We start from the raw sequence: 9,473 nt of genomic DNA on the forward strand, positions 1-9,473 counted from the left end.
GATCGAGTCGATCGCCGCCGTGCCCCCGGACTGGGACGACGTGTTCATCGCGCTGGTCGACGGCCGCACGCCCGAACCCGATTCGCCCGACGCTGATTCGACGACGTCGACCGACGAGCCCGATGAGTCCATCGAGTCCGGGGAGGTCGTGCAATGAGTACTCCACGCCTGGCATCGCCATGGTTCCGCCCATTCGTGCAGTTCTTCGGGTTCCTCCGCAAGGAGGTGCTGGTCATCCTGCGCCAGCCGCGGTTGCTGCTGATCCTGGTCGCCGGTCCGTTTCTCGTGCTCGGCCTGTTCGCGATCGGTTTCGACCCCGAGCAGACGGTGCTCGACACGACCTTCGTCGGGCCTTCGGACAGCGTGTACGAGTCGTCGATGGAGGAGTTCGCCGACGAGATGGACCAGTACGTCAACTACGCCGGCTACACGTCCGATCTGGCGGGAGCCGAGCAACAGCTCGCCGACGGAGACGTCGACCTCGTCGTCGTGTTCCCGTCCGACCCGGTCGACGACGTCCTCTCGGGCGAACAGGCCACGATCGAGGTGCTCCACAACAAGATCGACCCGATCCAGGTCACAACGGTCGAGGTGTCCGCTCAGGTCGCGGTCCAAGAACTCAACGCGCGCATCCTCGAACGCATCGTCGGCGAGGCACAGGGCGTGCTCGTACCGTTCGGCGAAGGTCTCGACCGGGCGCAGGGCGTGCTCGACGAGCTCGCGGCCGCGCTGGATGCAGGAGACGACGAGCAGATGGAGTCGCTCATGAACGAACTCAGCGACTCGACGGATTCGGTGTCGACGATCGTCGACGTGTCCGAGGAACTGGCCTCCGAGCTCGACGATGCATCTGCCGGGTCCTTCGACGAACTCGCCGCCGCCGCATCGAACCTGGAGCAGACGGTGGCCGACATCACGGCGCAGCCCGGCATGACGGGCGACGACCTCGAGCAGATCGAGAGCGCCGTTGCCGCTGTCGCCGACGCCGGTGAACTGGTCACCACGCTCGATCCCACCGTGATCGTGCGGCCCTTCGCCGGCGAGACGACCAACCTGCAACGCGAGCCGGTGTCGGTCTCGGACTTCTTCGCTCCCGGTGCCGTCGCGCTCCTCGTTCAACACATGGTCCTGACCTTCGCGGCGATGAGCCTCGTAACCGACCGCGCTGCGGGCCTGTTCGAGTTGTACCGGGTCGGCCCGGTCGGCGCCGGAAGAATCGTCCTCGGAAAGCTCGCGGCGTTCACGATCGTCGGTGGCATCGCGGCGGGGGTGCTGTTGACGGCGTTGATCCTGGGGATGGACGTCCCGATGCGGGGCGACGTCGCGTGGGTCGTGGGTGGGACCGCTCTGTTGCTCGTGGCGTCGATCGGGCTGGGCCTCTGCATCTCCCTCGCCTCGCGGACCGACACCCAGGCCGTGCAGTACGCCTTGCTGGCACTTCTGGCCGGACTCTTCTTCGGCGGATTCTTCCTCGATCTCGACGCCTTCACGTATCCCGTCAAGGCTCTGTCGTGGTTGCTGCCCGTGACGTACGGAACACGCATCTATCGCGATGTCCTGCTCCGCGGAATCGATCCATCGGTGTGGGACCTCGTCGGGCTCGCCGGGACGGCGATCGTGTTCGTGAGCGTCGCGTGGTTCTTCCTGGCGCGTCGGATTCGGGTGAAGTGAGGTCGATGACGATGGTGCACTTCATCCGGTCGGGATCCGTGGATCGGAGAGTCGAGCGATGAGTCGAGGAGATCGCAGGAGCACCGGCCCGCGTCGGCGTCTCGTCGGGCGCATCATGATGGTGGTCGCCGCGGTGGGCCTGGTCGTGTCACTCGTCGGGACCGTGGTCGCGTGGCAGCTCGTCGGCCAGTTGAACTCCTCCACACGTGAGACCCTCGACGTGACGATCGAGACGATGGATTCGGTCGAGGCCACGATCGACGTGGCCGACCAGGTGCTCGATGCGACGACCGACACGATCGAGAGCGTCTCGGCGACGCTGAACACCGTCGCGTCGTCGTTCGAGACCGCGACCGACGTGATCGTCGAGGTGGACGATCTGACGACCACCGTCGGACCGGCCCTCGACGACGCGGGGTCGGCGCTGAGGACCTTGGAGGGGCTCGGTTCGCGCATCGACAATGTGCTGCGCGACCTCTCCCAGATCCCGTTCGGACCCGACTACGACCCGGATCAGGAACTCGGTGAGACGATCGGGGAGATCGCCTCCACACTCGAGGGGCTTCCCGCCCAGTTCTCCCAGACGTCGACGGACCTCGATGCATTCACGACGACTCTCGACGACCTCGCGTCGGACGTGGTGACCCTGGCAGCAGACATCGAGACCGTCAGCGCCGAACTCTCCGGGAGCACCGAGCTGATCGACCTGTATCGGCAGAACATCGCCGATGCCCGGGTGGTCGCGATCGAGACCCGTGACGGCCTCGACCGCGACGTGTCACTGATGCGTCTCGTTCTGCTGATCGGAGGGCTCAACTTCGCGATCGGGCAGATCGTTCCCTACTGGATCGGTCGGGGACTGCTCGAGAAGACCGCCACGGAACCCGACGCCGGACCGGAAGCCAATCCGGAAACTGGAGACACCCTGGGTTGAATGGCCGGTCGCGACCCGCAAGGCTGTTCCACATGACGGGAACCCGCGTGCTGGTGGTCGACGATGAGCCGACCGTGCGCGAGGTGGTCGCGGGCTATCTCCGACGCGACGGGCATCAGGTCGCCGAAGCGGCAGACGGGAACCGTGCGCTCGAATTGCTCGAAGCCGAACCACCCGATCTCGTCGTGCTCGACATGATGCTCCCGGGCGTCAACGGACTCGACATCCTGCGGCGGGTCCGGGCGACCAGCCAGATCCCGGTGATCATGCTCACGGCCCGCGCCGAGGAATCCGACCGAGTCGCGGGACTCGAACTCGGTGCCGACGACTACGTGGTCAAGCCGTTCTCCCCGCGTGAACTCGCCGCCCGGGTCAACGGCGTGTTGCGCCGTGTGGGAAACAAGGAGTCGGCGTCGCCACAGAAGATCGAGTTCGACGGCCTGTCCATCGACCCGCTCGCGCGTGAGGTCCGCCTCGGTGACGAGGTCATCGAGTTGACACCGAAGGAGTTCGACGTGCTCGCGTTCCTCGCGGCGTCGCCCCGACAGGTCTTCTCCCGCGCACAGGTGCTCGAGCAGGTGTGGCAGTCGTCCCCCGACTGGCAGGACCCGGCAACGGTGACCGTCCACGTCCGACGGATCCGCAACAAGATCGAGGCCGACCCCGAGAAGCCGCGCTGGATCTCGACGGTGTGGGGCGTCGGATACCGATTCGAGGGCTGACCACCATGGCACACTCCGAGCCCACATCTGGGGCCGAGCTCCAGCACCGGGCGCACGGCATGAACCGACTCGGCCGTCGATTCCTCGGTGCGAACCTCGCCGTGCTCGGCGTCGCGATGATGATGATCGCGATCGCCGCGCAGACCATGTTCATCAGCGGGCACGATCAGCGGTTCCTGATGTGGACGTTGATCCCGGCGGTGATGGCGGCAGCCCTCGTCGCCATGTTGCTCGCCCGCCCCGTCGCCCGTGACGCGAAGCGCATCTGCTCGGCGGCGATGAAGGTGGCCGACGGCGACCTCTCGGCCCGGACCGGGGTCCGTCGCAACGACGAGTTGGGCGAGGCAGCGGAGATGTTCGACGTGATGGTCGACCGTCTCGACACGGTCGAGAAGGAACGCTCCCTGATGCTGGGGTCGATCTCGCACGACCTGCGCACACCCCTCGCGGCGCTCCGGGCGGCCGTCGAGGCGATTCGCGACGGAGTGGCCCCGGACCCCGACATGTATCTGATCGGGATGGAGCGGCAGGTGCGCGCGCTGTCGTCGCTCGTCGACGATCTGCAGTTGCACAGCAGGATCGTGAGCGGGACCTTCGAACTCAATCGGACCCGACTCGATCTGACCGAACTCGCCGACGAGGCGATGGAGACCCTGCGGCCTCTCGCCGAGCAACGTCGGGTCAAGCTGTTGCTCGAGGCCGAGCAGCGGGTGATCCTCGACGCCGACGGGTCACAGCTCGCGCGGGTCGTGCGGAACCTGCTCGACAATGCCAGTCGGCACGCTCCGCCCGGATCGGTCGTGCTCGTCCAGATCTCCCAGGCCGACGGCACGGCGCTGTTGCGCGTGATCGACGAAGGCGCCGGCTTCCCCGCCGACTTCCGTGACCGGGCGTTCGAGCCGTTCACCCGCGTCGACGAGGCGCGCGATCTGCGCACCGGAACCGCGGGACTCGGACTGTCGATCGCGAAGGGAATCGTGACGGCACACTCCGGCACCGTGGGTCTCGGTGACGGCCCCGGCGGGATCGTCGAGATCCGCCTTCCGCTCTAACGCGAGTCCGATCGGCCGCGGGTCGTCATCCAGGTGGACGCCGCCTGCGCCAGTCCGTCGATGAGTGACTCGGTGTGCGGGGTGAGCCCGGGCCCCTCCCAGTCCCACCACAGCGGACTGGTTCCGCGGACCCTCGGTGGGAGTTCGATCTGCACACCTCGGTGCACGGGAAGGTTGACCGGGTTGCGGTCGTGCATCCCCCGCAACTGGGATGGGATCGCGTCGACATCGGTGATGATCTCGTAGGCGGGGAGGTGCGTGCGGAGGGTCGATCCGACATGCGTGGCGAACTCGCGGTTCTGGCCGCCGAGGAGCAGCGAACCGAACATTCCGCGGCGTCCGAAGCCGTGCACCGTGATCACGATCTCGACGTGGTCGAGGAAGCGGCCGAGCGCCGCGGACGACGCCCGATCGACCGTCGTCGACGGAAAGTGTTCGCGGACCCCGTCGGGCTGCATGACGGCGTACAGCGATGCGCCGGACGTCTCGGCGGCTCGTCGAGCGATCACGTCGGTCATCAGCTCGAGGTTTCCGCCGTGGTACGCCATGAAGCCGACCGACCCGCGCAGACGGCACACCTCCTCGACGCCGGGTGTCTGGAGCACGGTTCCGAAGTCACCCATCCCCGTCATCATGCACTGCGGCGGGCCGGTGACCCGTACGCTGGTCTCGATGCTGGTGTGGATGGACCTCGAAATGACCGGACTGGATCACACGTCCGACGTGATCGTCGAGATCGCCACGCTGATCACCGACGACGAGCTCAACATCGTCGCCGAAGGCCCCGATCTGGTCGTGCACGCAGCCGAGGACGACCTCGCGAGAATGGATCCGTTCGTCGTGGCGATGCACACGAAGTCCGGGCTGCTCGAACAGATCAAGGCGTCGACCATCACGCTCGACGAGGCGGGTGCGCAGACGCTCGCGTTCATCCGCGAACACGTTGCCGAGGAGCGCGCGGTTCCGCTCTGCGGGAACTCGATCGGGACCGATCGCCGGTTCCTCGCCGCCTACCTCCCCGAGATCGAGGAGTACCTGCACTATCGGTCGGTCGACGTGTCGAGCGTCAAGGAACTCGTCAAGCGCTGGTACCCCGACCTCGATGCCAGCCGACCGCGCGGCCAGGGCAGCCATCGCGCGCTCGACGACATCCGCGAATCGGTGAAGGAACTCGCCTACTACCGCGAGCACGTGTTCGTCCCGGTCGCCGCGACCGACGACACCCCCGACGAGTCCCCCGCGACCGACCCCGCGTAATTCGCGTCATCACCCCTGGCCGGGTCGGTACGTTCGCGCCGCGGCGTCCGGGTCCGACTGAGGTTCCGGGCCCGGACGCAGCACGACGGTCATCTCGGCACGTTCCGATACCTTGCCCTCATGCGCGCAGTCGTTCTCCGAGAGCATGGTGGGCCCGAGGTCCTGACGATCGAGGAGGTGGATGATCCCGTCCCCGGTCCCGATCAGATCCTCGTCTCGGTCGCCCACACCGCGCTCAACCGCGCCGACACGCTCCAGCGCCAGGGCGGCTATCCCGACCCGCGTGGACGCTCCATCGAGATCCCGGGACTCGAATATGCCGGAACGGTCGCAGCGATCGGCGCCGACGTCGTCGAGTTCGAGATCGGCGATGCCGTCATGGGGATCGAGAGCGGCGGCTGCTATGCCGAACAGGTCGTCACCAACTCCCGCCAGGTGCTGCGGGTTCCCGACGGCATCGCGCTCCGTGATGCCGCGGCGATCCCCGAGGTGTTCCTGACGGCCTGGGACGCGCTCGTCGTCCAGGGTGGCCTGACGAGCGGTCGCTGGGCCCTCGTCCACGCCGGCGCGTCGGGCGTCGGAACTGCTGGGATCCAGATCGCCAAGGCGATCGGCGCTCGGATCGCGGTGACGTGTTCGTCGGGGAAGGCTGACGCGTGCCGTGCGCTCGGAGCCGACCTCGTCCTCGAGCGCAGCCCGGCCGATTGGCTGGGTGCGCTCCAGGCCGAGGTCCCGGCCGGAGTCGACACGATCCTCGACGTCGTGGGTGGTGACGAAGCGGACCGCAACTTCCGCGCGATCGCGACCGATGGAACGATCGTGCAGGTCGGCCTGATGGGTGGCGGAAAGGCCCCCGTCAACATGGGACTGCTGCTGATGAAGCGCATCACGTGGGTCGGGACGACGCTGCGTTCACGCCCGCTCGAACGCAAGCTCGACCTGTGTCAGCGTTTCGCGAGCGAGATGCTGCCGTTGTTCGAATCCGGTGCGTTGGCCCCGGTGATCGACTCGCGATACCGCCTCGACGACATCGCAGACGCTCACCGGCACATGGAGTCGAACGCGAACGTCGGCAAGATCCTGGTCGACGTCGAGGCCTGACCGGACCCGGTCAGAGCGCGTTGGCGTCGACGTCGTCGGGCTGATCGGGCGCGACCATCCGGCGGTAGCTGAACCACCCGCCGACCGCCAGGACCACCAGCGCCACGCCGATGAACGGCAGCAGTGGGAAGCTGTCGGCACCCGCCGAGCTGGGACTTCCGTAGATGAACGAGATCGCGCCGGCGATCACATGGCCATCGACGGGTACCGGAGCGAGATACCGGACGAAGTAGGTGCCCTCGCGTTCGACCTCGTCGAAGTCGAGTCGGGCGGTCGTGTCGCCCGTCTTCACGGTCGTGCCGCCGATCTCTTCGAACTCGTTGTCGCCGAGGTCGTAGGAGAGGAACATCGTGACGTCGTCGCTGATGACCTCGCCGAAGTCGATCTCGACCGTCGAGATCGGCTCGTCGAGGGTCGAGCGGGACTCGGGTGTCGAGCCGGCGATGTCGTCGTGCGCCGCGACGGTGACGGAACCGGCGATCACCGTGGCGAGCAGGACGCCACCGGCCGCGAGCACGCGCAGGAAACGGTGCGCGACCTTGTCGCCGATGCTGTCCATGGCGCTCATTCAATCAGCGCCCTCGTGGGTCCACATCGCGACCCTTCCACGTCACACCGCGGCCACGGAGCAGGCTGAACGCGCTGCGCGCGAAGATCACCGCGAATGCGATCACGAGCAGTGGAAAGACCAGCGCTGCCAGGGGACGCGTGGTCCCGGCCCGTCGACCGAGCACCCAGATCTGCAGCGCGATCAGCGGATAGGTCAGTGGGATGGCGATCCATCCGCCTGCGATCGACCACACCCACGCTGCGGTCAGGAGCTTCAGCCACCATGGGGTGAACCGAGCACCGGTCGCGATCGTCCGCGTCCACCCGGCCACCAGTTCGCGGGTACCCCCGGGATACATCCGGAAGGTGGTCGACGACGCCGTTCCGACGAACAGTCGGCTCCGCCCGACGACTCGCGCCAGTGCGATGTCCTCGGTGTGCAGAGCCCGGACCTCGGGGTCGGCGTGCCCGCCGGCGGCATCGTACGCAGTGCGCGAGATCGCGATCACCGGTCCGAACGCGACCGTTGCGCCCGCTCGGTCTCCGAGGATCGTGAACGCGCCGCACCCCATGAGGGAGGTGATGTTGCACAGGATGCTCGCCTGCTCGCCGACGCCGTCCATCCGATGCCAGGGCTGCATCGACACGAGTACATCCGGGGATGACGAGACCTCGGCTGCCAGATCGTCGAGCAGTGTCGGGCCGGGCCTGACGTCGGCGTCGAGGAAGACCAGGATCTCCGCGGTCGTGGCCGATGCGCCGGCGTCGCAGGCGTTGGGCTTGCCGAGCCACCCGGGTGGTGGGGGCGGAGGGTGGAGGACCTCGGCGCCGAACGACTGTGCGACGCGCGCCGTCTCGTCGGTCGAGTGATCGTCGACGACGATGATGCGGTCCCCCTCGCGTCGTTGCGCCACCAACGGCCGCAGCAGGTGGGGGAGCGCGTGCGCTTCGTTCCTCGCCGGGATGATCACCGCGACGGGAACCCGTCCGTCGCCGGATGCGGCGGGCAGGATGCGGACCCGCCAGAGCAGGAGCCAGCCGAGCGACCATCCGATCGTGAACAGCGCGACGTCCACAGTGGATGCGGCGGTCAACGACATGGTTCCACCCTGTCACGCGACCACCGCACGCGGGCCTTTCGCGAAATATCTGTGTTGTTGGCAGAAACCTCCTTGACCGGGCCCCGTCGATCGTGGTTGTCTGACACCCACGCCGATCGGGTCCGCGTGGACCTGACCGAATCGACCGAGACGACCGAAGGGGGCAGACAGATGACGACGATGACACCGATCATTCGCTCGACGTCCCGTCGCGCCCGGACGGACCTCGGCGTCGCCAGTGCATCCGCGCACGTCTGTGCACCGACGCATGTCGCCGCGTTCTCCGCAGCCGTGGCGATGTCGACCGCAACCGCCACCGAGATGAATCTGTGGCTTGGTGGCGACGTGCAGGGTTCGGGTTTCGGCTCGAAGTACGCCACCAAGCGAATTGCACCCGGCCGCCTCGAAGGCATGACGTAGCACACGCAACGTCATCACCTCCTCCGAGGCCGCCGGGTTCATCAGAACCCGGCGGTTTCGTCGTTTTCGGACTCGTTTCTCCCAGACCACCCACACCCAGACACCCAGAAAGCACCCAGATGTACACCACGACCACCATGACCGACCCGGGCGGATCGCCCGTCCGCTCGCACACCGCCCGCGCCACACCCGCAACACCACTGCTCGACCCGAAGGAATCCACCATGAACACCATCGATCTTCCCAGCCTCGATCTCATCGCCCGTGAGGCCGAGCGCTTCGGACGTGAGCCGCTCGCGCCCGACAGTCCGAGGCCGCCGGGCGGTGACGAACTCGTCGACGAGTCGCTCGCCGCCCGTGCGCCCGTGGCCCGCTGTGCCGACGGAAACGGAACGCTGACCGGCCTGTTCTTCTCCGACAACGTGGTCGACATCGCCCGCGCCAAGGCGATGTGCGCCCTGTGCCCGCTGCGTTTCGAGTGCCTCCAGGGCGCCCTCGACCGTGAGGAGCCGTGGGGCGTCTGGGGCGGTGAACTGCTGTCGGGTGGGCGCGTCGTCGCCAACAAGCGCCCGTGCGGGCGCCCCCCGAAGCACCCCCGGCCCGAAGTCGTCTACGACGAGATGGGCCCGGTCGGCGTCGTGGCATAGCCCGTCGGCGGGATGTGAGC

At 67.3% G+C, this 9,473-nt stretch carries 11 protein-coding genes; 8 read left to right on the forward strand and 3 right to left on the reverse strand.

Annotated elements, in window-relative coordinates:
- The first annotated feature begins 153 nt into the window (after positions 1–153).
- Genes WBV89_RS08985 through WBV89_RS09000 form a run of 4 tightly spaced genes read left to right on the forward strand, consistent with a single transcriptional unit; the run spans position 154 to position 4,379 of the window.
- Positions 154–1,671: an ABC transporter permease gene (locus tag WBV89_RS08985; protein WP_423980998.1), complete on the forward strand. Its 1,518-nt coding sequence runs from the start codon at positions 154–156 to the stop codon at positions 1,669–1,671.
- 58 nt (positions 1,672–1,729) lie between these two features.
- Positions 1,730–2,605, forward strand: coding sequence for a hypothetical protein (locus WBV89_RS08990; RefSeq protein ID WP_423980999.1), 876 nt, complete (start codon positions 1,730–1,732; stop codon positions 2,603–2,605).
- A 32-nt stretch (positions 2,606–2,637) separates the two neighbouring features.
- Complete coding sequence (locus WBV89_RS08995) at positions 2,638–3,327, forward strand: response regulator transcription factor (protein WP_423981000.1); 690 nt, start codon at positions 2,638–2,640, stop codon at positions 3,325–3,327.
- 5 nt (positions 3,328–3,332) lie between these two features.
- Positions 3,333–4,379 carry a HAMP domain-containing sensor histidine kinase gene (locus tag WBV89_RS09000; RefSeq protein ID WP_423981001.1) on the forward strand — a complete coding sequence of 349 codons (1,047 nt, stop codon included), beginning with the start codon at positions 3,333–3,335 and terminating at the stop codon, positions 4,377–4,379.
- Here the strand turns inward: WBV89_RS09000 and WBV89_RS09005 are convergent.
- Complete coding sequence (locus tag WBV89_RS09005) at positions 4,376–5,002, reverse strand: poly-gamma-glutamate hydrolase family protein (protein ID WP_423981002.1); 627 nt, start codon at positions 5,000–5,002, stop codon at positions 4,376–4,378. The genes WBV89_RS09000 and WBV89_RS09005 overlap by 4 nt on opposite strands.
- A gap of 49 nt (positions 5,003–5,051) precedes the next feature.
- Between WBV89_RS09005 and orn the strand changes: the two genes are divergently transcribed.
- The gene (gene orn, locus WBV89_RS09010; protein ID WP_423981003.1) at positions 5,052–5,636 is read left to right on the forward strand and encodes an oligoribonuclease; all 585 of its coding nucleotides are present in this window, start codon (positions 5,052–5,054) and stop codon (positions 5,634–5,636) included.
- Between the two features lie 120 nt (positions 5,637–5,756).
- Positions 5,757–6,737: an NAD(P)H-quinone oxidoreductase gene (locus WBV89_RS09015; RefSeq protein WP_423981004.1), complete on the forward strand. Its 981-nt coding sequence runs from the start codon at positions 5,757–5,759 to the stop codon at positions 6,735–6,737.
- Positions 6,738–6,747: 10 nt separating this feature from the next.
- Here the strand turns inward: WBV89_RS09015 and WBV89_RS09020 are convergent, their stop codons facing one another.
- Together WBV89_RS09020 and WBV89_RS09025 are read right to left on the reverse strand one after the other, a co-directional pair.
- Positions 6,748–7,296: a copper resistance CopC family protein gene (locus tag WBV89_RS09020; RefSeq protein WP_423981005.1), complete on the reverse strand. Its 549-nt coding sequence runs from the start codon at positions 7,294–7,296 to the stop codon at positions 6,748–6,750.
- A gap of 13 nt (positions 7,297–7,309) precedes the next feature.
- Positions 7,310–8,386 carry a glycosyltransferase gene (locus WBV89_RS09025; protein WP_423981006.1) on the reverse strand — a complete coding sequence of 359 codons (1,077 nt, stop codon included), beginning with the start codon at positions 8,384–8,386 and terminating at the stop codon, positions 7,310–7,312.
- A 171-nt stretch (positions 8,387–8,557) separates the two neighbouring features.
- Here WBV89_RS09025 and WBV89_RS09030 point away from each other — a divergent pair, with 171 nt between their 5' ends.
- Positions 8,558–8,806: a hypothetical protein gene (locus WBV89_RS09030; RefSeq protein WP_423981007.1), complete on the forward strand. Its 249-nt coding sequence runs from the start codon at positions 8,558–8,560 to the stop codon at positions 8,804–8,806.
- A gap of 119 nt (positions 8,807–8,925) precedes the next feature.
- Complete coding sequence (locus WBV89_RS09035) at positions 8,926–9,453, forward strand: WhiB family transcriptional regulator (RefSeq protein WP_423981008.1); 528 nt, start codon at positions 8,926–8,928, stop codon at positions 9,451–9,453.
- Positions 9,454–9,473 lie beyond the last annotated feature (20 nt).

Origin of the sequence: Ilumatobacter sp., from assembly GCF_049588435.1 — a bacterium.
Taxonomy (GTDB): domain Bacteria; phylum Actinomycetota; class Acidimicrobiia; order Acidimicrobiales; family Ilumatobacteraceae; genus Ilumatobacter_A.

Bases quoted from the DNA above. Each gene is read 5' to 3' on its own strand.
- WBV89_RS08985 (WP_423980998.1), top strand. From the start codon at position 154: ATGAGTACTCCACGCCTGGCATCGCCATGGTTCCGCCCATTCGTGCAG.
- WBV89_RS08990 (WP_423980999.1), top strand. From the start codon at position 1,730: ATGAGTCGAGGAGATCGCAGGAGCACCGGCCCGCGTCGGCGTCTCGTC.
- WBV89_RS08995 (WP_423981000.1), top strand. From the start codon at position 2,638: ATGACGGGAACCCGCGTGCTGGTGGTCGACGATGAGCCGACCGTGCGC.
- WBV89_RS09000 (WP_423981001.1), top strand. From the start codon at position 3,333: ATGGCACACTCCGAGCCCACATCTGGGGCCGAGCTCCAGCACCGGGCG.
- WBV89_RS09005 (WP_423981002.1), bottom strand. From the start codon at position 5,002: ATGGGTGACTTCGGAACCGTGCTCCAGACACCCGGCGTCGAGGAGGTG.
- orn (WP_423981003.1), top strand. From the start codon at position 5,052: ATGCTGGTGTGGATGGACCTCGAAATGACCGGACTGGATCACACGTCC.
- WBV89_RS09015 (WP_423981004.1), top strand. From the start codon at position 5,757: ATGCGCGCAGTCGTTCTCCGAGAGCATGGTGGGCCCGAGGTCCTGACG.
- WBV89_RS09020 (WP_423981005.1), bottom strand. From the start codon at position 7,296: ATGGACAGCATCGGCGACAAGGTCGCGCACCGTTTCCTGCGCGTGCTC.
- WBV89_RS09025 (WP_423981006.1), bottom strand. From the start codon at position 8,386: ATGTCGTTGACCGCCGCATCCACTGTGGACGTCGCGCTGTTCACGATC.
- WBV89_RS09030 (WP_423981007.1), top strand. From the start codon at position 8,558: ATGACGACGATGACACCGATCATTCGCTCGACGTCCCGTCGCGCCCGG.
- WBV89_RS09035 (WP_423981008.1), top strand. From the start codon at position 8,926: ATGTACACCACGACCACCATGACCGACCCGGGCGGATCGCCCGTCCGC.